This is a genomic window from Streptomyces sp. NPDC054847, from assembly GCF_053610925.1.
This window is the reverse complement of record NZ_JBSGZJ010000069.1, coordinates 1-21,765: the sequence shown is the minus strand read 5'-3', so window position 1 is coordinate 21,765 and position 21,765 is coordinate 1. Positions and strand designations below refer to the sequence as shown.

Annotated in this window: 19 protein-coding genes; 7 read left to right on the top strand and 12 right to left on the bottom strand. The window is 73.0% G+C overall.

All coding sequences use genetic code 11. From position 1 onward, the window contains the following. The 5 genes from ACWGH4_RS10935 to ACWGH4_RS10915 form a co-directional block, all read right to left on the bottom strand. Window positions 1–3,112, bottom strand: a 3,112-nt coding sequence (locus ACWGH4_RS10935) for an efflux RND transporter permease subunit (protein WP_453458472.1), incomplete at its 3' end; no start/stop codon positions are given. A gap of 143 nt (window positions 3,113–3,255) precedes the next feature. Next, complete coding sequence (locus ACWGH4_RS10930) at window positions 3,256–3,942, bottom strand: response regulator (RefSeq protein WP_441262621.1); 687 nt, start codon at window positions 3,940–3,942, stop codon at window positions 3,256–3,258. Beyond that, complete coding sequence (locus ACWGH4_RS10925; protein ID WP_453458468.1) at window positions 3,939–5,180, bottom strand: sensor histidine kinase; 1,242 nt, start codon at window positions 5,178–5,180, stop codon at window positions 3,939–3,941. The genes ACWGH4_RS10930 and ACWGH4_RS10925 overlap by 4 nt, the downstream gene beginning before the upstream one ends. A 276-nt stretch (window positions 5,181–5,456) precedes the next feature. After that, window positions 5,457–5,741: a PspA-associated protein PspAA gene (gene pspAA / locus ACWGH4_RS10920; RefSeq protein ID WP_441262623.1), complete on the bottom strand. Its 285-nt coding sequence runs from the start codon at window positions 5,739–5,741 to the stop codon at window positions 5,457–5,459. 38 nt (window positions 5,742–5,779) lie between these two features. After that, entirely contained in the window at window positions 5,780–6,577 is a 798-nt protein-coding gene (locus ACWGH4_RS10915) for a PspA/IM30 family protein (protein ID WP_078535378.1), read from the bottom strand. Window positions 6,578–6,849: 272 nt separating this feature from the next. Between ACWGH4_RS10915 and ACWGH4_RS10910 the strand changes: the two genes are divergently transcribed. From ACWGH4_RS10910 to ACWGH4_RS10900, 3 genes are all read left to right on the top strand, one after another. After that, the gene (locus ACWGH4_RS10910; protein WP_441262624.1) at window positions 6,850–7,449 is read left to right on the top strand and encodes a DUF3043 domain-containing protein; all 600 of its coding nucleotides are present in this window, start codon (window positions 6,850–6,852) and stop codon (window positions 7,447–7,449) included. Between the two features lie 95 nt (window positions 7,450–7,544). Further along, entirely contained in the window at window positions 7,545–8,258 is a 714-nt protein-coding gene (locus ACWGH4_RS10905) for a methyltransferase domain-containing protein (RefSeq protein ID WP_441263148.1), read from the top strand. A gap of 71 nt (window positions 8,259–8,329) precedes the next feature. Continuing rightward, the gene (locus tag ACWGH4_RS10900; RefSeq protein ID WP_453458462.1) at window positions 8,330–9,406 is read left to right on the top strand and encodes a S1C family serine protease; all 1,077 of its coding nucleotides are present in this window, start codon (window positions 8,330–8,332) and stop codon (window positions 9,404–9,406) included. A 71-nt stretch (window positions 9,407–9,477) separates the two neighbouring features. On the opposite strand, the gene ACWGH4_RS10895 is transcribed toward ACWGH4_RS10900, so the two are convergent. After that, window positions 9,478–9,681, bottom strand: coding sequence for a hypothetical protein (locus tag ACWGH4_RS10895; protein WP_453458459.1), 204 nt, complete (start codon window positions 9,679–9,681; stop codon window positions 9,478–9,480). Window positions 9,682–9,777: 96 nt separating this feature from the next. Here ACWGH4_RS10895 and ACWGH4_RS10890 point away from each other — a divergent pair, with 96 nt between their 5' ends. Next, on the top strand, window positions 9,778–10,977 hold the full coding sequence (locus ACWGH4_RS10890; RefSeq protein ID WP_441262627.1) for a bifunctional adenosylcobinamide kinase/adenosylcobinamide-phosphate guanylyltransferase: 1,200 nt from the start codon (window positions 9,778–9,780) through the stop codon (window positions 10,975–10,977). An 86-nt stretch (window positions 10,978–11,063) separates the two neighbouring features. Beyond that, entirely contained in the window at window positions 11,064–12,173 is a 1,110-nt protein-coding gene (cobT, locus tag ACWGH4_RS10885; RefSeq protein ID WP_453458456.1) for a nicotinate-nucleotide--dimethylbenzimidazole phosphoribosyltransferase, read from the top strand. Window positions 12,174–12,326: 153 nt separating this feature from the next. Here the strand turns inward: cobT and ACWGH4_RS10880 are convergent, their stop codons facing one another. Continuing rightward, entirely contained in the window at window positions 12,327–13,082 is a 756-nt protein-coding gene (locus tag ACWGH4_RS10880) for a hypothetical protein (RefSeq protein WP_453458453.1), read from the bottom strand. A 77-nt stretch (window positions 13,083–13,159) separates the two neighbouring features. Here ACWGH4_RS10880 and cobS point away from each other — a divergent pair, with 77 nt between their 5' ends. Both cobS and ACWGH4_RS10870 read left to right on the top strand, forming a co-directional pair. Then, a complete protein-coding gene (cobS, locus tag ACWGH4_RS10875; RefSeq protein ID WP_453458450.1) occupies window positions 13,160–13,954 on the top strand; it encodes an adenosylcobinamide-GDP ribazoletransferase in 795 nt (264 codons plus the stop codon). A 63-nt stretch (window positions 13,955–14,017) separates the two neighbouring features. Further along, window positions 14,018–15,208 (top strand): hypothetical protein, encoded by a 1,191-nt coding sequence (locus ACWGH4_RS10870; protein ID WP_453458446.1) that lies wholly within the window; start codon window positions 14,018–14,020, stop codon window positions 15,206–15,208. Between the two features lie 9 nt (window positions 15,209–15,217). On the opposite strand, the gene ACWGH4_RS10865 is transcribed toward ACWGH4_RS10870, so the two are convergent. The 5 genes from ACWGH4_RS10865 to ACWGH4_RS10845 are packed head-to-tail and all read right to left on the bottom strand — an operon-like array spanning window position 15,218 to window position 21,666. Continuing rightward, the gene (locus ACWGH4_RS10865; RefSeq protein ID WP_453458443.1) at window positions 15,218–16,042 is read right to left on the bottom strand and encodes an endo alpha-1,4 polygalactosaminidase; all 825 of its coding nucleotides are present in this window, start codon (window positions 16,040–16,042) and stop codon (window positions 15,218–15,220) included. After that, window positions 16,039–16,671 (bottom strand): spherulation-specific family 4 protein, encoded by a 633-nt coding sequence (locus tag ACWGH4_RS10860; protein ID WP_453458440.1) that lies wholly within the window; start codon window positions 16,669–16,671, stop codon window positions 16,039–16,041. Before ACWGH4_RS10860 ends, ACWGH4_RS10865 begins: the two co-directional genes overlap by 4 nt. A 14-nt stretch (window positions 16,672–16,685) precedes the next feature. After that, a complete protein-coding gene (locus ACWGH4_RS10855; protein WP_453458437.1) occupies window positions 16,686–18,113 on the bottom strand; it encodes a hypothetical protein in 1,428 nt (475 codons plus the stop codon). Then, a complete protein-coding gene (gene pelF / locus ACWGH4_RS10850; RefSeq protein WP_453458434.1) occupies window positions 18,110–19,624 on the bottom strand; it encodes a GT4 family glycosyltransferase PelF in 1,515 nt (504 codons plus the stop codon). Before pelF ends, ACWGH4_RS10855 begins: the two co-directional genes overlap by 4 nt. A 53-nt stretch (window positions 19,625–19,677) precedes the next feature. After that, on the bottom strand, window positions 19,678–21,666 hold the full coding sequence (locus tag ACWGH4_RS10845) for a hypothetical protein (protein WP_453458475.1): 1,989 nt from the start codon (window positions 21,664–21,666) through the stop codon (window positions 19,678–19,680). Window positions 21,667–21,765 lie beyond the last annotated feature (99 nt).

The following is a 21,765-nucleotide window of genomic DNA, read 5'->3' as shown; positions in this document are numbered from 1 at the left end:
GCTCCAGGGCCGTCTCGTCCGTCTCCGCGGGCTTCGCGGCCTCGCGCTTCGCCGCACGCCTGGCCCGGCGCCGCTCCTTGCGGAGCTCCACCATCGCGTACAGCGTCGGCACCAGCAGCAGGGTCAGCAGCGTCGACGTGATCAGGCCGCCGATCACCACCACGGCCAGCGGCTTGGCGATGAAGCCGCCCTCGCCCGTGACGCCGAGCGCCATCGGCAGCAGCGCGAAGATCGTCGCCAGGGCCGTCATGAGGATCGGGCGCAGCCGGTGCCGGCCGCCCTCGACGACCGCCTCGACCACGCCGAGGCCCTGGGCCCGGTACTGGTTGATCAGGTCGATCAGCACGATCGCGTTGGTGACCACGATGCCGATGAGCATCAGCATGCCGATCATCGCCGGCACGCCCATCGGCGTGCCCGTCGCGACGAGCAGGCCGATCGCGCCGGTCGCGGCGAACGGGATGGAGACCAGCAGGATCAGCGGCTGGATCAGCGACCGGAACGTCGCCACCAGCAGCATGAAGACGATCGCGATCGCGGCCAGCATCGCCAGACCGAGGTTCAGGAACGCCTCCTCCTGGTCCTCGGACACGCCGCCGATGGAGGCGGTCGCGCCCTCGGGCAGGTCCAGCGCGTTGATCTTCGACTGAAGCGCGGTGCTCACCGCGCCGGTGTTGTCACCGGTCGGCTTCGCCGTGATCGTCGCGGCCCGCGAGCCGTCGATCCGGGTCATCGAGACCGGGCCGGGGACCAGCTTCACCTCGGCGATGTCACCGAGCTTCACCGGGCCGAGCGGCAGCGCCTTCAGCTCCTCCATCGTCTTCGCCGGCTTGGCGGAGGTGATGACGATGTCCCGCTCGGTGTCGGCCAGGATGGCCTTGCCCGACGGGGTGCCGCGCACGGCCTGGCCGACGGCCATGCCCAGCGTGGCGTCGGTGAAGCCCGCGTCGGCCGCCTTCGGCGTGGCCTTGACGGAGATGCGCGGCACGGACTGGGCCAGGTCGCTCTGGACGTCGGTCACGTCATCGAGCTTCGCGACCTCCGCCCGTACCGCCTCCGACGCCTTCTGGAGGGTGTCGGAGTCGGACGCCTTCACCACGACGCTCAGGTCCTGGCTGCCGAAGCCGTCACCGGCGGCGATCGTCGTGTCGCCGACGCCGTCCAGCTTGCCGAGCTCCTCGTCGAGGTGGTCGCGGACCTTCTCGTACGACGCCGAGTCCTTCAGCGTCAGCTGGTACGACGCCTGGTTGGCGCCGGTGCCGCCGCCGAAGGCCGCCATGAAGCCGGAGGAGCCGACGGTGACCTGGTAGTCCTTGATCTCGTCGACGCCCGCGAGGACCTGCTCGACCTTCTTCGCGGAGGCGTCGGCCGCCTCGAGGCTGGTGCCGGGCGGCAGTTCCTGCTTGACGGACATGACCTCCTGCTCGCCCTGGTCGAAGAAGTTCGTCTTGAGCAGTCCGGCCATGCCGAACGTGCCGAACAGCACCACGACCGCCAGGGCGACACTCGTCAGGCGGCGGCGGGTCGCGAAGCGCAGCACGGGGACGTACATCCGCTGGAGCCGGCTCCGCGCCTCCTTCTCCTCCGCCTTCCGCCGGGCCTCCTCCGGGTCCAGGCCCTGCACTGCCTTGGGGGCGCGCAGGAACCAGTAGGACAGGACGGGGACGACGGTCAGCGAGACCAGCAGGGATGCCAGCAGCGCGGCGGTGACGGTCAGCGAGAACGAGCCGAACAGTTCGCCGACCATGCCGCCGACGAGACCGATCGGCAGGAACACCGCGACTGTGGTCAGCGTGGAGGACGTGACGGCGCCCGCCACCTCCTTCACCGCGGTGATGATGGCGCTCTGCCGCTCCTCGCCGTAGCCGAGGTGACGCTTGATGTTCTCGAGGACCACGATCGAGTCGTCGACGACCCGGCCGATCGCGATGGTCAGCGCGCCGAGGGTGAGCATGTTGAGCGACAGGTCACGGGTCCACAGCACGATCAGCGCGAGGACGACGGACAGCGGGATGGACACCGCCGTGACCAGCGTCGAGCGCAGCGACGCGAGGAAGACGAGGATCACGATGACCGCGAAGACCAGGCCGAGCGCGCCCTCGGTGGTCAGGCCGGAGATCGACTTGGAGACCGCCGGGCCCTGGTCGGAGACGACGGTGAGCTCCGCGCCCGCGCCGAGGTCGGCGCGCAGACCGGGCAGCTTGTCCTGGACCGCTTCCGAGATGGCGACGGCGCTGCCGTCGTTGTCCATGGTGGCCAGCACGGCGAGGCTGGGCCTGCCGTTCGTGCGGGTCAGGGAGACCCGGCCCGCCTCCGTCTGCTCGACGGTCGCGATGTCGCCGAGGCGTACGGGCTTGCCCTTCGTGCCCTGCGCGGGCACGATCCGCAGGTCCTCGATCTGCTGCAGGCTGGTGAAGCCGCCGCCGACCTGGACCGTGCGGCTCTTGCCCTCCTCGGAGAACGACCCGGCCGGCATCGTGGCGCCGCCGGTCCTGAGCGCCTCGGACAGCGCCATGGTGTTCAGGCCCGCGGCGGCGAGCTTGCGGTCGTCGGGGGTGACGGAGACCTGGAGGTCCTGGACGCCGTCGATCGAGACCTGGCCCACGCCCTCGATGTCCTCGATCGCGGGTACGACGGTCCGCTCGAGCTGGTCGGCGAGCGCCTGCTGGTCCTTGTCCGAGGTGACGGCGAGCACGACGGTGGGGATGTCGTCCGTCGACCCGGCGATGACCTGCGGGTCCACCTCGTCCGGCAGTTGGGCGCGCGCCCGGTTCACGGCCTGCTGGACGTCGGCGACGAGCTGCTTGCCCCCGTCCCCGTACTCGAAGGTCGCCATGATGACGGCGCTGCCCTCGCTGGCCGTGGACGTGATGCCCTCGATGCCGTCGACGGCCTTGATGCTCGCTTCGAGCGGCTCGACGACCTGCTTCTCGACGACGTCGGGCGACGCGCCCTGGTAGGGGGCGAGCACCGAGACCATCGGAAGCTCGATGGACGGCAGGAGCTGCTGCTTGAGCTGCGGGACGGCGATCGCACCGAAGACGATCGCGACGATGGACATCAGCCCTATCAGGGCCCGTTGCGACAGGCTGAATCTGGACAGCCAGGACATGGGGTCTCTCTTCTGTGGCTTGCGCGGGGACGGGCACAGAGGCCCGCCTATACCTTCGGCCACGAGTAGGGGCCCTTCCCTAGCCCCCAGGTCCCGTTCCTCACGCCGCGCATACCGCAGCTGGAGTACGCACGCCCGCCGGCTCACTCCACCCTTGGACGTACCAGTCCCGACTCGTACGCGGTGACCACCAGCTGGGCGCGGTCGCGGGCGCCCAACTTGGCCATGGCGCGGTTCACATGGGTCTTGACCGTGAGCGGGCTGACCTCGAGCCGGGTGGCGATCTCGTCGTTGGAGTGGCCGCCGGCCACCAGCACCAGCACCTCGCGCTCGCGGACGGTGAGCGCCGAGAGCCGCTCGGAGAAGTCCCCGGCGTTCCGGCCGTCGTCCGCCGCTCCGCCCTGCGCGAGGAAGGTGGCGATGAGCCCCTTGGTCGCGGCGGGCGACAGCAGTGCCTCGCCGGCGGCGGCGACCCGGATGGCGTTCAGCAGTTCGTCCGGTTCCGCGCCCTTGCCGAGGAAGCCGGAGGCACCGGCCCGCAGCGACTGCACGACGTACTCGTCGACCTCGAAGGTCGTCAGCATGACGATCCGTACGTGCGACAGCTCCGGGTCCGCGCTGATCTCGCGGGTGGCGGAGAGTCCGTCGGTGCCGGGCATCCGGATGTCCATGAGGACCACGTCGGCCCGCTCGGAGCGGGCCAGCGCCACCGCCTGTGCGCCGTCGGCCGCCTCTCCGACGACCTCCATGTCCGGCTCCGAGTCCACCAGGACCCGGAACGCGCTGCGCAGCAGCGTCTGGTCGTCGGCGAGCAGCACCCTGATCGTCATGTGTCCTCCCCCGCGCGGACGGCCCGCACCTTGAGCGGCAGTATCGCCTGCACACGGAAGCCGCCTCCGTAGCGGGGTCCCGCGGTGAGGGTGCCGCCGAGGGCGGTGACCCGCTCCCGCATGCCGAGCAGACCGTGACCGCCGCCGTCGGACGGACCGGCCGCGTCGGCGGGGCCGTTGTCGATGACGGTGACCTCCAGCGTCGAGCCGACCCGCACCACGCTCACCTCGGCCTTGGCGTCCTTCCCGGCGTGCTTCCGCACATTGGTCAGCGCCTCCTGGATGATCCGGTACGCGGCCAGGTCGACGGCCGCCGGCGCCGGGTCGCCGTCGTCGGCGCGGGCGACCTCCACGGGGAGGCCGGCCTGACGGAACGTGGTGACCAGTTCGTCGAGGACCGCGAGACCGGGCGCGGGTGCGGTGGGCGCCTCCGGGTCCCCGGACTGGCGGAGCAGCCCGACGGTGGCGCGCAGTTCGTTCAGCGCGGAGCGGCTCGCCTCCCGTACGTGCGCGAGCGCCTCCTTGGCCTGGTCCGGACGCTTGTCCATGACGTGGGCGGCGACCCCTGCCTGCACATTGACCAGCGCGATGTGGTGGGCGACGACGTCGTGCAGGTCGCGGGCGATCCGCAGCCGCTCCTCGGCGACCCGGCGCCCCGCCTCCTCCTCCCGTGTCCGCTCCGCGCGTTCCGCCCGCTCCCTGATGGCGTCGACGAAAGCGCGCCGGCTGCGCACGGCGTCACCGGCGGCGGCCGCCATACCGGTCCAGGCGAAGACGCCCAGGTTCTCCTGCGTGTACCAGGGGCTCGAGCCGAAGGCCATCGCGGCGGCGGTCAGGACGGTCATCGTCAGCAGGCCGACCCGCCAGGTGGTCGGACGGTCGGTACGGGAGGCGACGGTGTACAGGGCGATCACGGCGCTCATCGCGACGGGCGCGGCCGGGTCGCCCGCCACCAGTTCCACGACGGACACCGCGCCGGTGACCAGCAGCACGCCCATCGGCTCACGCCGCCGGAAGACGAGCGCTCCGGCGGCGACCAGCATCAGGACCGCGCTGCGCGCGTCGGGTGTGCGGGTGCCGAAGGTGGGGCCGTGCGGCCCGTTCGGATCGGCGAAGGAGCCGGCCACCATGCAGATCAACGCGGCCACGGCGAGGGCGCCGTCCAGCGCCAGCGGGTGCGCGCGCAGCCAGTTGCGGACGCGGTCGTACCGGGCGGCGAATGGGGTCACGTCAGGCAACGTTACGGCGTGGGAGAGGGGTGGCGGAGCACGGTGGCGGGTGCGACCGCCGCGCGGAACCGGAGATCGAGGCGCGAGGGTCCGGGGCCTGCCCCGCAACGGGTCCCGGCGGGGCCCGGTTCCGGGAAGGAGCGGGAGGGGAAGGCTCCGCGAAGCGGCACCGTTCCGCTTCGGGGGCACGGTCGGGGAGAGACCGGCGCGCCCCCCGTTCAAGAAGAGGGCGCAGCCGGTACCAAAGGGGCGCGCGTGTTGGAGTGCGGGCGCGGGCGCCGGCCGCTACGCCACCGGCGGGATCAGGCCGCTCTCGCCGAGGAGGTCACGGACCTCCTCCAGCGTCGCGTCCGGCGCGGGGAGAATCAGTTCGGACGGTTCGAGAGAGGCGTCGGGCAGTGGCTCCCCCAGCTCCCGGACCTTCTCGAGCAGCGCGTGCAGGGTCTGGCGGAAGCCGGCCCCGTCGCCGCTCTCCATCTCCGCGAGCAGTTCGTCGTCGAGCTTGTTGAGCTCGGCGAGGTGGCTTTCCGCCACCTCCACCTGGCCCTCCCCCATGATCCGTACGATCATGACGAGTCCTTACTCTCCGTGCCGGTCCGTACTGACGGTCACTGCTTGTCGAACTTGTGCGGGCTGTTCTGCTGCTGCGTGGCGTCCTGCGAGCCCGCCGCACCGCCCTCGATCGCCTGCTTCGACGCCGGGCCGCCGGCCAGTTCCGCCTTCATCCGCTGGAGCTCCAGCTCGACGTCCGTGCCGCCGGAGAGGCGGTCCAGCTCGGCCTGGATGTCGTCCTTCGCCAGCCCCGACTGGTCGTCGAGGGCACCGGAGGCGAGCAGCTCGTCGATCGCGCCGGCCCGCGCCTGGAGCTGGGCGGTCTTGTCCTCGGCGCGCTGGATCGCGACGCCGACGTCGCTCATCTCCTCCGAGATGCCGGAGAAGGACTCCGCGATCCGGGTCTGTGCCTGTGCCGCGGTGTAGGTGGCCTTGATGGTCTCCTTCTTGGTGCGGAAGGCGTCCACCTTGGCCTGGAGCCGCTGCGCGGCGAGCGTCAGCTTCTCCTCCTCGCCCTGGAGGGTCTGGTGCTGGGTCTCGAGGTCGGTGACCTGCTGCTGCAGCGCGGCACGGCGGGAGAGTGCCTCGCGGGCCAGGTCCTCACGGCCGAGGGCCAGCGCCTTGCGGCCCTGGTCCTCGAGCTTCGAGGACTGTCCCTGGAGCTGGTTCAGCTGCAGCTCGAGGCGCTTGCGGGAGGTCGCCACGTCGGCGACTCCGCGGCGGACCTTCTGAAGCAGCTCCAGCTGCTTCTGGTACGAGTAATCGAGGGTCTCGCGCGGATCCTCGGCCCGGTCGAGGGCCTTGTTCGCCTTCGCGCGGAAGATCATCCCCATACGCTTCATGACACCGCTCATGGGCTTCGCGCGCCCCCTTCTGACGGACTACGGCTTCAGCACTCCAACAGAACCCACAGTACGGGCCCTGCATCCATTACCGCACTGTTCGAGCGCGGATGCGCTCATCCCCAAGGACGACTGCGTACGGCTCCGATCCGGCGCAAGGAGTAGGTGGCTGTCAGGGGAGCTGTACCCGCCGTCCCGTTCTGTCCCTTACGGACGCACGCCGTTGCGGGATCGTTCCCCACCGGGGTGGGGTCCATGCCCGGCAACCCGTACCCTTGGGTTTTGTGTTCCGTAGCCGTTCCAAGGAAGAGAAGGCCCCCACCGGCAAGGTGACGGCGGACCTCTCCAAGCAGCCCCGCGACCCCGAGGCCCCCAAGGGCCGCCCGACGCCTAAGCGCAGTGAGGCACAGGGCCAGCGCCGTCGTGCCTCCAGTGGTGCGCCGCAGGACCGCAAGGAGGCGATGAAGCGCCAGCGTGAGGCACGCCGGGCCGACCTGGCCAGGCAGCGGGAGGCTCTCGCCAGCGGCGACGAGCGTTACCTGCCGGCCCGCGACAAGGGCCCGGTGCGGCGCTTCGTCCGCGACTTCGTCGACTCCCGCTTCTGCATCGCGGAGTTCTTCCTGCCGCTCGCGGTGGTGATCCTGGTGCTGAGCATGGTCCGGGTCGCCCAGCTGCAGAACATCGCGCTGCTGCTCTGGCTCGGCGTGATCGTGCTGATCGTCGTCGACTCGATCGGCCTGTCGATCCGTCTGAAGAAGCAGCTCCGTGAGCGCTTCCCGAACGAGCCGAAGCGCGGAGCCGTCGCCTACGGTCTGATGCGTACGCTCCAGATGCGTCGGCTGCGCCTGCCCAAGCCGCAGGTCAAGCGCGGAGAGCGGCCCTGAGCACCGATTCGTCGCAGCCTGGGGGCTTCACGCCGGAGGCGTCCGCGAACTGGCTGGCCGGCGCCGGCGGTCTGCGCAACACCGTCCGCCAGGAGCTGGTGGCCCGGCAGCTCGAGGAACAGATCACGTCGCGGTATCCCGTCGGCCAGCGGCTGCGGGTGCTCGACGTCGGCATGGGCCAGGGCACCCAGGCCCTGCGTCTGGCGCGCGCCGGGCACACGGTCACCGGCCTGGAGTCGGACGCCGTGATGCTGAAGGCCGCCCGTGAGGCACTGGCGGGCGAGCCCGCCGGTATCCGCGAGCGGGTCCGGCTCGTGGAGGGCGACGGCCGGGACACCGGCGTGCACTTCCTGCCGGGCAGCTTCGACGTGGTCCTCTGCCACGGCGTGCTGATGTACGTGGAGGAGCCGGACGGGCTGCTCGCCGGTCTGGCCAGGATGCTGGCGCCGGGCGGGCTGCTGTCCCTGCTCGTCCGCAACGGCGACGCGCTGGCCATGCGGCCCGGAGCGGCCGGGGACTGGCAGACGGCGCTGGACGCCTTCGACACCCAGACCTACACCAACCGCCTCGGGCTGAAGGTGCGCGCCGACCGGCTCGAGGCGCTCACGGCGACGCTGGACGGCATCGCCGCGCCGCTGCACGCCTGGTACGGGGTGCGGATCTTCACGGACAACATCGGCAACGACGTCGAACTCCCCGCCGCGGACGAGCTGCACCAGGTGCTGACGCTGGAGGAGCGCGCCGGGCGCACCGACCCGTACCGCGGGGTGGCGGCACTGCTGCACCTGTGCGGAGTGCGGCGGATCTGACTCCGGCCGCCGCCCCCTGATCGGCGGCGCACCGCAGGCACCGGCCGGGCGGCCGTAGGGATACTCCGGGCATGGACGCACCTCCCCGCCCGGCCCGTCGTGCCCTCCGGCTGCCGGCGACCGCGACCGCCGTTCTCTGTGTGGCCGCCCTGGCCGCCGGCTGCTCGCCGGCCTCCGGGCCCGAGCCCCGGTCCTCCACCCGTGCCGCCGCCGCCCCGGTCACCACGAGCGAGCTCGAGGACGGCTACCGCGAGGTCATCGCGAACGTGCTGCCCTCCGTCGTCCAGATCGAGGCCGGGGAGAGCCTGGGCTCCGGCATCGTCTACGACGACAAGGGCCACATCGTCACCAACGCGCACGTCGTGGGCCGGACGGAGCGCTTCAACGTGACCGTCGCCACCGGTGAACAGCCGCTGACCGCGACGCTGGTCTCCGCCTTCCCCGAGCAGGACCTCGCCGTCGTCAAGCTCGACGACGTCCCCCCGGGCCTCCGGGCCGCCCGCTTCGGTGACTCCTCCGAGGTCGCGGTCGGCCAGATCGTCCTGGCCATGGGGTCGCCGCTCGGACTGTCGAGCAGCGTCACCCAGGGAATCGTCTCCGCCGTGGGCCGCACGGTCAGCGCGAGCGGAGAGGGCGGCGGGACCGGGGCGACCATCGGCAACATGGTGCAGACCTCGGCGGCGATCAACCCGGGCAACAGCGGGGGCGCGCTCGTCAATCTGAGCAGCGAGGTCGTCGGCATCCCGACGCTGGCGGCGTCCGACCCCGGCCTCGAAGGCAGCACGGCACCCGGCATCGGATTCGCGATCCCCGTCTCGATGGTGCGGACGGTCGCGGACCAGATCATCAAGTACGGCGAGGTCAGGGACTCCGGCCGGGCCGCCCTCGGCATCACGGGCCGCACCCTCCTGGACGACGACTACCGCCCTTCGGGCGTCGCGGTGGTCTCCGTGGCCGCCGACGGCCCGGCGGCGAAGGCGGGGATCCGTGCGGGCGACATCATCACGAAGCTGGACGACGCGGAGATCGCGACGATGACGTCCCTCGCGGAGGCGCTGGCTTCGAAACGACCGGGCGAGGAGGTCTCGGTGACGGTGGAACGAGGGGGGCGGGAGCGGGCGGTGACGGTCACGCTGGGCGAGACCTGACGGGTCGAAACGAGCGCCGGGCCCGGCCCGAGGGCGTCACACCCCCGGCCGGGCCCGGCACAAGCGCGGGCTCAGGACTCGTGGAGGCTCATCGGGCCGTAGATCTTCGTGCCGTCCTCCGAGAGGACGACCTGGTCCGCCCCGCCCTCCTGGAGTTCCTTCCAGTGCTCGCCGATCCAGGATTCCGCGTCGCCCTGCGTCGTGAACTCCTCCGGCTCCACCGCCGGCTGGACCTCCGTACCGTCGGACTTCTCGAACCGCCACGTCCACGCCATGTGCGCCTCCCACGTCCCTAGGGCAAGCTGATCAGTTTGCTGCCCGCAGCGTAGCCGGGCGCGCACCGCTCGGGGCGAGGCGGCAGGATCAGAGGCGTGGAACTGACTCTGCTCGGCACCGGCGCTCCCGCCGGCCTCCCCCGACCCGACTGCCCCTGCGCCGTGTGCGCCACCGCCCGCGGCCCGGAGGCGCGGGCGGCGACCGCGTTGCTCGTGGACGGGGCGCTGCTTCTGGATCTGACGCCGGGCGCCGCGCTCGCCGCGGCGCGTGCGGGGCATTCGCTCGTGGGCGTACGGCAGGTGCTGTTGACGCACCCTCACGACGGTCCGCCCCTGGATCTGCCGGCGGGGCTTCCGACGGCGGGGAGGGTGCCGGACGGGCGGGAGTTGACGCTGATCAGCGGGCACCGGGTGCGGGCCCTGCCGATGGACAACCCGGGCACGGGTTACGAGGTGACGTCCCCGGACGGTGACCGGCTGCTGTATCTGCCGCCGGGCGCAGCCCCTGCGGGTCTCGCGGAGGGGCTGGCCGCGTACGAGATGGTCGTGGCCGACGTCGTGGGCCGTCCGGACGCGATCGCCCGGCTGCGGGCGTCGGGGGCGGTCGGGGCGACGACGGACGTGGTCGCCGTGCATCTGGACCATGACGCCCAGGGCGGCCCCGAGCTGACCCGTCGTCTGGCGGCCGCGGGGGCCCGTGCGGTGCCGGACGGGACGACGCTGATCGTCGGCGAGTACCACGCGGTGCCGGACGTGCCCCGGCGGACTCTGGTGACGGGCGGGGCGCGTTCGGGGAAGTCGCTGGAGGCGGAGCGCCGGCTGGAGGCGTTCCCGGACGTGCTGTACGTGGCGACGGGCGGGACCCGGGACGGAGACGCGGAGTGGGCGGCACGGGTCCACGCGCACCGTGAGCGCCGTCCTGGTTCGTGGCGTACGACGGAGACGTGCGATCTGGTGCCGCTGCTGGAGGCGGAGGGGCCGCCGCTGCTGATCGACTGTCTGTCGCTGTGGTTGACGGACGCCATGGACAGAGCCGGCGCCTGGGACGACGAGCGGTGGGCCGCGGAGGGTGAGCGGGCGCTGCGGGAGCGGGTCGGCGAGCTGGTCGCGGCGGTCCGGGCGACGGCCCGTACGGTCGTGGCGGTGACGAACGAGGTGGGTTCCGGGGTGGTCCCGGCCACGGCGTCCGGGCGGCGTTTCCGCGACGAGCTGGGCCGGCTGAACGCGGCGTTCGCGGACGAGTGCGAGCAGGTGCTGCTGGTGGTCGCGGGCCAGGCGCTGGTGCTCCGCGGCTGAGGTCCGCTCGAGGCGGGGCCGGGCCGTTCCGGCACGGTCCCCGGCTGGCCGTCCGCGCGTCGGCGGGTGCCGGTACTGTTCGGCGAATGAGCAGGCTGAATCTCGACGACTTCTCCGATCTGATCGAGCGCCCGGACAGCGGTACGCGGCGTGACGCCGAGGAACGCCGGGAGCGGCTGGTCGTGCCGCCCGGTGCGCTGGGCCGTCTCGACGAGCTGGGCGAGTGGCTCGCCGCCGCGCAGGCGTCCGTCCCCGTGAGGGCGATCGAGCGGCCGCGCGCGGTGCTGTTCGCCGGCGACCACGGTGTCGCGGAACTGGGCGTGTCGGCACGGGAGTCGGGCACGGCGCACCGGCTGGTGCGGGGCGTGCTGGAGGGTGCGAGCCCGGTGGCCGTGCTGGCCCGCCGGGCGGGTGTGCCGGTGCGGATCGTCGACGCGGGTCTGGACTGCGACCCGGGTCTGCTGCCGGAGGAGGTGTCGCGTCACCGGGTGCGGCGCGGCAGCGGCCGTATCGACATCGAGGACGCGCTCACTGCCGAGGAGGCGGAGCAGGCGGTGCGCCTCGGCATGGCGATCGCCGACGAGGAGGCCGACTCGGGTACGGATCTCGTGGTTCTCGGTGACCTGAGCGTGGGCGGTACGACGCCGGCGGCAACGCTGATCGCGGCGCTGTGCGGCACGGACGCGTCCGTGGTGACGGGCCGCGGCGGGGCGGGCATCGACGATCTGGCCTGGATGCGCAAGTGCGCGGCGATCCGGGACGCCTTGCGGCGCGCCCGGCCGGTGCTGGGCGATCAGCTGGAGCTGCTGGCGGCGGTGGGCGGCGCGGACCTGGCGGCGACGACCGGGTTCCTGTTGCAGAGCGCGGTGCGCCGGATGCCGGTGATCCTGGACGGTGTGGTGTCGGCGGCCTGCGCGCTGGTGGGGCAGCGGGCGGCGTTCCGTGCGCCGGACTGGTGGATCGCGGGCCAGGTGAGCGGCGAGCCGGCGCAGACGAAGGCGTTGGACCGGATGGCGCTCAATCCGGTGCTCGACCACGGCGTGACGGTGGGCGAGGGGACGGGCGCGCTGCTCGCGCTCCCGTTGGTGCAGGCGGCTGCCGCGCTGGCGGCGGAGCTGCCGGAGCGGCCCGGTCCAAAGGAGCCGGAGGCGGCGTCCGAGGCGGAGCCGGAGGCGGCGGAGCCCGAGGCGCGGTGACGCCGGGCGGGGACCCGGTCCGCTGATGATCGGGCTCGCCGCCGGCGGGGCCGATTCCTGGAAGCCCCCGGCCTGCCACGGTCGATGCACCGCCGGCCTCTGGAAGGCAGGCGGTGATCACGGCGGGCGGCGCCGGAGTCGGAGGCTCCGCGGTCACGGGTCGCGGGGCGGCACCCGGTCCGGTGCCCCGCCGATCAGGTCCTGGAACGCCCGCCGCGGCCCCGCCCAGCGCCGGTCGTGGCGGACCGAACGCAGTCGCGCCCTGGCACGGGCCTTCGGGCGGCGCCGGTAGAACCTGCGGGCCCAGTACGACTCGGGGCGGGCGAGCCGTACCGCACCGACCAGCGCCACCACCGGCACGAGCACGCCGAGCAGGCCCATCCTGGCCTTGCCCTTGAGGAGGGTGATCAGGGCGAAGAGCAGGTTGCCCACCACGGTGAGGATCACGGCGGCGCGGTTCTGGCGTTCGTCCGGCGTCAGCCCGTCGACGCCGAGCGGTACGGAGCCGCCGAGTACCAGCAGCGCGAGGGCGGTGGCCATCACGACGACCTCGACGCTCTTGCGGCCCTGTTCGGTCCAGTAGACGTCGTCCAGATGGAGGATCAGGGCGAACTCGTCGAGGACCAGCCCGGCTCCCATCCCGAAGATCACCGCGCAGACGGCGGCTCCGACGCCGTGTCTGCCGCTGCCCACGGCACCGAAGCCGCCGACCACGGTGAGGAGGACCCCGGGCACCACATGGTGGATGTGCATGCCGCCGGGAGTGACGTTCTTGAACGGCCCCTTGCCCGCCCTGATCAGCCGGGTGACCATCCGGGTGCTGAGGAACGTGACCACGAACGAGGCCAGCGCGAGCAGCATCGGCAGCTTCCCGGGTTCCAGGATGTTGCGGTAAAACCAGTGACCCATGCCACCCGCTCCCGTTCAGGACGCTTCGCCCGTTATGCGCAATTTACCGTCACGGGGCTCGGGCTACCCTTCGCGCGATGACTCCTCGGACCGCCGCCGCGGCCTCTGCGCACGGCATACGTTTCGCCTTCGGCACCCTCACCGTGCTCCCCGTCCGCGTCACCCGCTGGGACCGCGACGCCGCGCGTGCCGGGATGCTGTGCGCGCCGCTCGCGGGGCTCGTGGTCGGGCTGTCCGCCGCGGCGGCCGGCGGGCTCCTGGCACTGCTGGGTTCGGGGCCGCTCCTGGCCGCGGTGGCCACGGCGGCGGTTCCGGCCGTACTCACCCGGGGGCTGCATCTCGACGGTCTCGCGGACACGGCGGACGGGCTCGGCAGCGGCAGGCCCGCAAAGGACGCGCTGCGCATCATGAAGCAGTCCGACATCGGGCCGTTCGGCGTGATCACGCTGCTGTTCGTGCTGCTCGGGCAGGTCGCGGCGCTGGCCGAACTGTACGCGCGGAGCTGGGCGCTGGGCGCGACGGCCGCGGCGCTGACTGCCGTGACCGCCCGTCTCGCGCTGACCCTCGCCTGCCGGCCCGGTGTCCCGCCGGCCCGTCCCGAGGGCCTCGGGGCCGCCGTCGCGGGGGCTGTTCCACTGCGGGCCGGGCTCGCCGTGGGCGCCGTCGTGGGCCTCTGCGCGGCGGGCGCGGGCGCGCTCTTCGGCCTGTACGGGGCACTGCACCATGCCCTCGCGGTGGCGGCCGGTCTGCTGGCCGCCCACCTCCTGCTGCGGCACTGCGTGCGGCGCTTCGGCGGAGTGACGGGCGATGTGTTCGGGGCGCTCGCGGAGACGGCGGGCACGGTGGCACTGGTGGCACTGACTTTGCGCTGACATTTTCCCGTTCCTTGACCCTGGGGCGTACAACCCCACCGGAAAGCGGGCGGTCCAAACGACGTGATCACACGTCCTCGTCTTCCGATACTCGCCGCGGCCGCCGCGGCCGCCGTGCTTCTGACCGCCTGCTCCGCGAAGGAGCAGGCCCCCGCGCACCCGGTCTTCGACGCGGCCCTGAAACAGCAACCGCGCCAGGCGCTGCTCGCCACGCAGGCGGCGGCCACAGCGAGCTTCACGCAGACGCTGACGTTCACGTCGGAGCACGGTGACACCACGCAGACGTCCGAGGGACGGCTGGACTTCCCCGGCGGCCGCGCGGCGGGCTCCCTGGCCTGGAAGGTCGCAGAGGGCCTGCCCGCAGAGGCCCAGGACGCACTTCTCGGCACCCGGCTCGGTGAAGGCCGCTCGCCCGCGCGGTCCCGTGTCGCGATCGACCCGGCCACCATCCGGATCCGTTCCGGCGAGGCCGCCTACTGGCTGCGCTACGACGAGTCGGACCCCTTCGGCAGCGGTGGCACGATCGACGCGCTGCGCGGCGCGGAAGCGGCCTTCGGCGGCACGATGCTGGAGATCGTGTCGGGCGCCCAGGACGTGAAGCAGTCGGCGGGCGACGGCGGAGGCCGCCTGTACCGGGCGAAACTGACGGCGTTCAACGCCCTCGGCATGTTCTCCCCGGACCTTCGGAAGGAACTGGTCAGGTCGATCCCGGACGTCACCGACGCGCCGGTCTCGCTCACCCTGGCAGTGGACGCGCAGGGGCGGATCACCCGGGCGGAGGCGGACCTGTCCGCCCTGCTCGACAGGAAGGACAGCGCCCTCGGCTCGATCACCGGCCTGCACGCCACCCTGGTGGTGAGCGGCCTCGGGGCCTCGCCGCCGGCCATGCCGCCGGCGTCCGAGCGGAACCTGCCCGCCAAGGAAACCGTCAGGCCCATCAGCGAACTGAAGCCCGGCGCATGCGCCGATCTCAACACCGGGACGCGGGTACTCGACATGGTCGTCGCGATCCCGTGCGAACAGCCCCACGACGCCCGCGTGTTCGGCCACTCCGCATTCTCCCTCGACCACCCCGGCGCCGAGGAGGCGAAGCGGCACGCGAGCGAGAAGTGCGGGCAGGCGTTCGGGGCGGCGCCCGACGTCTGGACCCGGGAGTCCGTCAAGAAGGACCAATACTGGTTCACCTGGCCCGGCGAGGACGGCTGGGGCGAGGGCGGCGTCCCGGTGGCCAGCTGCTACGTGCTCTCCCGCTGACGCGCCCGGTCACGGGCAGGGCTCGCGCCACACCCCCAGGTCGTACTTCTTCAGCATCGAACTGAGGCCGAGCGCCCGCGTCGTGGGGCAGAACTCCCGTGTCGGCAGCTCGTACTCGACGTGGAAGACCGCCTTGCCCGCGCGGACGAACGGGCTGAGCGCCGCGCACTCGTCGTGCTCGGCGCACTGTTCGTTGACCGCGAAGTCGAAGTCGCCGACCAGTTCGGGGATCTGGTCGAGGTCGTTCTTGAGGCCGACGGACAGGCCGCGTTCGTGGGCGAGGCGGGCGATCAGGCGGTTGTAGCGAAGCTGGTCGCCGGCCGTGAGGGGGAAGCCGGTGCGGTTGGCGTAGCCGTCCATGTTGTCGGGCTCCACCGCGTCGAAGCCCTTGTCCCTGCACATGTCCAGGCGTTCGGCCATCAGCGGTTCGAGGAGGTCGGTGCGGCGGATGTCGAGCCAGCGCTCGCCCTCCCACCCGTTGCCGCGGCCGAGCAGCGACTTCGGGAAACGGTCGGCGTCGGGGCGGAAGTCCTCCCAGGCGCCGGTCGAGAGGTAACAGATGACCTTGCGGCCGCGGCGGTGCAGGTCGGCGACGGCGGAGGCCGGATGGTCGAAGCCGTCGATGTCGTAGACCGGCACGTCGACGGTCGGATCGAGGCCGCCGCTGAGCTGCCACTGCCACGCCAGGCCGGTACCGGGCAGCCACCGCTCCCCGGCGGGCCTCACCGGCCGGGGAGGGAGCGTCGGTCCACCCGCGTCGTCGTCGGGCCCGCTCGTACATCCCGCGAGCAGGACCAGCAGCAGGACAGGCAGGAGGAAGGGCGAACGTTTCACCGGACGGGCTCCAGACGGTGCGGGAGGGTGCCCCAGGGGTGGGCGCCGGTTCCCGGGACGACGCAGTGGACCGCGGCGCCGGCGCAGGCGCCGGGCGGGGCCGCGTAGACGAGATGGCAGAACCGTTCCGGCGGGTGGGCCGCGGTCCAGGACGGGATGCCGGCGGCCCGGTACGCGTCCCACGGGCCCTCGAAGGTCACCAGCAGATCGGCGAACTCGGCGTAGCCCGGGTCGGGGTGCACACCGTGGTTGAGCGCCACGGTGGCCGCGCCCGCCGACCTGGCCTCCGTCGCCAGCCGCCGGTAGTGGGCCAGGGTCTCGCCCCCGGAGCAGACCTGGTCGAGGAACGCGCCGTCGGCGCCGTACCAGTCCCGGTGGCGCAGCAGGTCCCGCACGACGTCGGCGTGCGGGCGCCGACCGTAGTCCGTGTCGGTGTAGCCGAGTACGCGCACTCCCGCCCGCCGCAGTCGGCCGGCGACCGCGGCGAAGGCGGGGTCGGGTGAAGTACCGGGCCCGTCGGCCGGATTGAGGACGACGCCGTAGAGGCGGGACGCGGCCGCGACGACGGCGTCCCAGGCGTCCGGCCGGTCGGCGGGGTGCTCGTAGAACGGCACCAACAGGCTTTTCACGGGCGCTTCCCGGGTCAGAGACGGTGGGCGGTGGCACGGCCCAGCAGAACACAGACGAGCACGGCGAGCACGGAGGCCGACACGACGGCCACGCACAGCCCCACCGTCGCGGGGCCGCCGGTGCCGGTGAGCAGCCCGAGGGTCTGCACGGCGGCGGCCCCGGCGCAGACCGCCGCGGCCTGGCTCGCCGCTCCGGACGACTGGAGCAGCAGACCGGTCCACAGCACCGCGCCGACGAGCAGCAGGGTGGCCGACCGCACCCCGTCGAGCGCCGGGGCGCCGGGCCACAGCACGGTCCCGGCCACCGCGACGGCGAACAGGATCGCGAGATATCCGCAGAGACACTCCGCGAGGACGGCGGCGGTGCACCGGCGGAACTCGCCGCGTGTGGTGCTCGCGTACAGTCCGGCGACGGTCCCGCCGCGGAAGCGGCGGAGCAGCCATTCGGCGGGGCCCATGCTCAAGGTCAGCGCCACGGCGGCCGGTGCGGCGACAGCCGCGCCCGTACGGCCCGCGAGCACGTCCCCGAGAGCGGTGTACAGCACCAGGGTTCCGGCACCGAGTCCGAACACCCCGTAGGGCAGAGAGGCGAGGACCCGTGGCCGGTGGGGCAGCCGGGCCCGTGCCGTCGGAGTTCCGGTCCGGGCCCGCGCCCGCCGGGCCGGTCGACGGACACGGCCGCTCGCGCCCGGCTGGGGGCGCGTGACGCGGACCGCCAGGACCGTGGCCGCCGCGAGGGACGCCAGCAGGAGCGTCGTCCGGGACCACGGCGGCAGGTCGTGGAGCAGGGTCACGGCCGTGCCCCCGGCCGTCGGCAGGAGCGCGCACAGCAGCGCGCGTTCGTGGCCCAGCACCAGCAGGGCCGTCGCCGCCGACACGTACAGCGCCTGTGCCGACGCGAACACCGCGGCGTGCCACTGGCCCTGCCCGGCGCACACGCCGGCCGCCGCTGTGCTCAGCAGGGCGCCCGCCGCGGTGCCCGTGCGCAGGCAGCGAAGGGCGGCGGGCCGGTCGCCGAGTGCCAGCCAGGAGTGGGCCCGGTGGGACAGCGCCTGGTTCCACGCCCAGCCGGTGAGCGCGCCGGCCAGCAGCGGGCCGAGGGCCGCGCCCGCGAGCAGCGGGGCGGCCGGCACGTACGCGAGGCCCGGAAGGGCGAAGACGAGGCCGCGCAGCAGGCAGCCGAGGAGCCCGGTCCACCAAGGGTCGGCGGCGGGTGGCGAGGGATCGGGGTAGCGCCGCGGGACCCTCTGGTAGAGCGCCTCCGCGAGCGCGAACGAGTCGGCGCGGCCGTAGATGCGGCGGATGTGGTCGTCCGTCATGCCGTCCGATTCGAGGACGGCGGCGATCTCGTCGGGGTGGACGGCACGGGCGATCACGCCGTCCATGCGGTGGGCGAGTTCACCGAGCGGGTCGGCCGGGGCCGCGGGGGGCGCTCCGGTCACCGCAGGGCCGCCTCTGCGATCGACGCGGTCTCCGCGAGCCCCGCCACGTCCGCGACCTCCGCGACCTCGACCGGCGGTGTCACCGGCTCCGGGAACCCGGCCAGTTCGAGGTAGATCCGGCGGAACGCGTCCACCGAGCGCCGGAGCGTGAACCGGTCGACGACCCGCTGACGGGCGAGCCGGCCGAGCTCGGCCCGCCGTCCGGCGTCCCGCAGCAGGCCGAGCGTCGCCTCCGCCATCAGCGCGGGCTCACGCGTCGGTACGACGAGGCCGGTGTCGCCGACCGCCTCCCGGACACCGCCGACATCGGTGGACACGGTGGCACGGCCGCACGACATCGCCTCGATGAGCGAGAAGGGGAACCCTTCGCTGATCGAGGAGAGCAGCACCACGCTCCCCGACGCGTAGGCGCGGGCCACGTCGCCGACCCGCCCCTCCCAGCTGATCCCGTCCACGACCCCCAGCTCGGCGGCGAGTTTCTCCATCCGGGTGCGGTACGCCTCGCCGCCGGCGGGGACGCCGCCGAACAGCCGGAGCCGTACGTCGGGGAGTTCGGCGCGCACCATCGCGTAGGCCCGGATCAGTGTCCGGAGGTCCTTGATGGGGTCGATGCGGCCGGCCCAGGCGATGGTCGGCACGTCCGGTTCCGGGCCGGCGTCGGGGAAGGCGTGCGGATCGACCCCGTTGTAGACGGTGCGGACGCGGTCGTCGGGCGCGCCACCCCGCTTCTCCCACCGGCGGTTGTACTGGTTGCACGGGGTGATGAGGTCGGCGCGCCGGTAGCCGAGCGCGCTGAGCTCGCGGTAGAAGCCCAGCATCAGCGCCTTCACCGGCGCCCGCTGTCCCTCGCCGCGGTACCAGAGGTAGCGCTCGCGGAGGTAGATGCCGTGCTCGGTGAGCAGGAACGGCGCACCGTCGAAGTGCTGGGCGGCCAGCGCCGGCAGGGTGGCGAGGCCGCCGCTGACGGCGTGGGCGATGGAGTCGTCGGGTATCGGGGCGGCGAGCGGCCGGAGGGTGTGCTCCAGCAGGTCGAGGGCGGTGAGGGCGTCGTGCACGGTGGGCCGGGCGGCGGACAGTTCCAGGTGCGGCATGGCCCATGTCCACATCAGGGACCGCAGCGCGGACTCGGAGCGGAGCGCCGTCGTCAGCCGCCCGGCACGTGCGTAGCCGGCGAGGCCGTCCAGCGCCTCGCCGAAGTCGCAGCCGGCCGACGGGTCGAGGATCGACAGCAGGAGGTGTTCGTAGAGGCCGAGGAAGCGCTCGCGTTCCCCCCGGGGCAGCCGGCGGCGGGCCGGCTCCGGTCCCCACAGCGGGAACACCGTGTGCCGGTAGACGTTCCGCGGCATCTCCCAGGTGACCGGTTCGCGTCCGCCGCCGGTGAGGGAGACGACCTGGAAGTCGACCTCCGGCATTCCGCGCAGCAGCTGGTCGCACCAGGTTGAGACGCCGCCGTGGGCGTGCGGATAGGTGCCTTCGGTGAGCATGGTGACATGACGGCCGCAGCTCGGCATGGATGGTGTCCCCCCAGGACGGTGGTCGGCTGTGCCCGGTTCGTGCCGTCGGGTCAGGACGGCAGCCTGAGCGTGATCGCCGACTGGAGCAGTTCGGGCGTGGCCCACTCGGAGCGCGTCCCGGCGTAGGCGGAGCCGAACACCGTGGTGGTCAGCAGCCGTTGCTTGCGGGTGCCTTCCGGTGCGGTGACGGGTGCGGCGACACCGGAGGGGGCCTTCACGGTGACCGTGCCGCCGACGCGGTAGGCGGTGACCCTGCCGTCCGCGAGCGCCCGCTCCCACGCGGCGCGCCGCTGGAGTTCCGTACCGGCCTCCCGCTGGCCGGGGTTGACGACCGGGGCCGTGTCGGCGAACAGGGCGCGGTAGTCGGCCAGCACCTTGTCGAGCACGGGGTACAGGAGGCGTTCCTCGGCGAGGTTCGACTGGTGCGCGTAGTGCGGGCGGGGATCGTTGGCGACGACGTGGCCGAGGGCGGTGCGGGCCTCCTGCGGGACGATGTACGAGGCGTAGCCGGTCGCGGTGTCGAGCGGTTCCGGCAGGCAGGTGGAGGCGGCGTCGGTCTCGCAGACTCCGCTGCCGCCGTCGGCGGCAGCCGTGTAGATCCAGTTGTACTCGTCGGTCATCTCGGCCGCGGTGCCGACGTTGTAGTACACGTTCATGGGGTGCCGTGGCACCGTCTGCGCGGCGCCGACCGGGCGCTGCCGCGGCTCGCGGGAGTTGTCGCTCGCGATCCACTTCACCCCGTTGTCGGCGAGGGCGCCGGCGAGGTTCGGGTTGTCCACCGGCTGCTGCGGCAGGGTCTTCAGGCCGGAGTGCTCGCCGGTGACGAGTTCGGTGCGGTCGACGGGGAGGCCCTTGCGCACGGCCCAGTCGTGGTTGTCGCGGATCTGCGCGGAGATCTCGGCGCGGCCCACCCAGCGGGTGTTGCCCGCCGTGTCCGTCGCGCACTTCCAGGGCACGGTGGACGCGTCCTGCACACAGCCGAGGAACGGATGGGTGTAGGTGTGGTTGATCCAGCGGTACTGCGTCCTGTCGGCGAGCAGCCGGTCGGTGAGCGGATCGCTGCCTCCGTGCTCCGCCTTCCACTCCTCGCCGGCGCCCGCGTTGTGGACCATGTCGAGGGTGAAGCCGGCGCTCCGCTGCCAGGCGGCCGCGTGCGCGGCGTCGGCCGCGGTCATCCGGATCGGCACGCCGGCCCCGTCGCCGCCGCCCGGGCAGTCGATGTCGCCGGGGGTGCAGTCGCGGGCGGTGTCCCAGCGGGCGTCGGGCGCGAAGACGTCGTCGATGTGGACGGAGAAGTAGTTGCGGCTCTGCCCGAGGTGGACGCCCTGGGTGAGCCATTCGACGATGCCGCGCGCGAGGACCCGGAACTGCCGCTGGTGCCGGTTGTACGCGAAGGTGACCACCAGCTCGCTGCGGCCGTCGTGCGTGTACTCGCCGATCAGGCTCGCGCGTGAGGAGCCGTCGCCGACGGGCGTGTCGAGGAGGCTGGTGAATCCTTCGCGGGGGCGGCCCGCGTAGCCGTAGCTCTCGGCGACGAGCGGCGAGTTGTCCTCGAAGGTGACGGGCCCGTCGAGGTATCCGAACACTCCGGAACGCCCGGCGGCGGTCACCGCGCTGCGCGCGCCGTCCAGCACGCCGGCGTAACCGCCGTTGTCGACGTACTCCAGCCCCACGCCCGGGTGCGACCACGTGTAGGCGTCGACCTGCCGGATGCCGAAGGTCCGCTCGTACGCGAAGAGGGCGGCGTTCTCCGCGGCCCCGGCGGCGGTGTCCGCGCCGAACGGGTCCTCGTCGGGCACGACGACGCCCTGGAACCTGGCGCGCGGGCGGCCGTCCACGGTGTCGCTGAGGAAGGAGGCGTCGACCCGGGGGCGGGCCGGGTCGTTCAGGTCCAGCGTCCGGTGGGGCACGCCGGTGCCCGCCAGTTCGGCGACGATCGCGTCGACGGCCGCGCTCCCGTCGTCGACGACGAGCACCACGAGGTCGATCCGGGGCACCGGCGCGGCGGCGGCCTGTGAGGCGGGCAGGATCCCTGCCAGCGTGACGGCGGCGGTCGCGGCGACGGCGAACCGCCCGCCCGCCGCGCGTCCGGACCACGGCCGGGCCGCCGCACGCCGCTCCCCCGTGGCCCCGGGCAC